Below are 828 nucleotides of genomic sequence, written 5' to 3' on the forward strand. Positions count from 1 at the left end.
TGCACCCATTTTTATCTGGCTGCTGCCCGCCGACAAGACCTGTATTTCCACCCTGGGGTACAATTGGTGTACGTGTCTGACTAGCCAATTTCATAATTGATGAAACTTCCACTGTAGAAGCCGGACGTAAAAGCAACGGTGTTCTTCCATGAAAAAGTCCACGCTCTTCAAGCAAATAGGGTGCAATAAGAGCCTGATCTGTTATAGCATGCGCAGCACCAACAATTTTTCTAAATCTTTCAATTAACTCACGCTCCATTTTCATTTTCCCTTTGGAGCTGCTGCACGTATGAGGCGATCATTAATAGCCTCACCCAATCCGTAAGATGGAATAGGTTCTACTGCAATAGATCTCACCTTGAGTGAATCCAATTGCCTCATGTATTGAAATAAATGAGAAGCTGCCTCTTCTAACTGTCCACTCTCGCTAAGATTTAAGACAGAAACGGCATTTTCAACCCCCATAATGCGTTTTATGCCAAATGCTAAAAGTGCTTCACCATATTCTACCTTGTGGACATTCAAACGAACCGCAGCATTGGGCGCATAATGCGATTTTAACATGCCTGGTGCCTCAATCGCAGCTCGCTGATCTATTCGCTTCAAAGACTTTCCAGCAACTTCTTCAATATCTTCAGCAGCAATCCCCCCAGGACGCAAAAGATAAATATTCTCATCAGAAACCTTAATAATCGTTGATTCAAGCCCTATTTTAGAAAAACCTCCGTCAAGTATCAAAGGAACAGATTCTCCTAAAGATGCCCAAACAGCCTCAGCTGAAGTAGGACTAAGGCGTCCTGATTGATTTGCACTAGGAGCAGCGAGAGG

Annotated in this window: 2 protein-coding genes; both read right to left on the minus strand. The window is 43.5% G+C overall.

Going from position 1 to position 828, the window contains the following annotated elements; all coding sequences use genetic code 11:
• The coding region (locus tag ACFIO5_RS11130; protein ID WP_375705438.1) for an FAD-binding oxidoreductase at positions 1 to 259 on the minus strand (259 nt) is incomplete at its 3' end.
• A gap of 2 nt (positions 260 to 261) precedes the next feature.
• Positions 262 to 828, minus strand: a 567-nt coding sequence (locus ACFIO5_RS11135) for an L-threonylcarbamoyladenylate synthase (protein WP_375705439.1), incomplete at its 5' end; no start/stop codon positions are given.

It is taken from the genome of Bartonella sp. AA86SXKL, assembly GCF_042196885.1.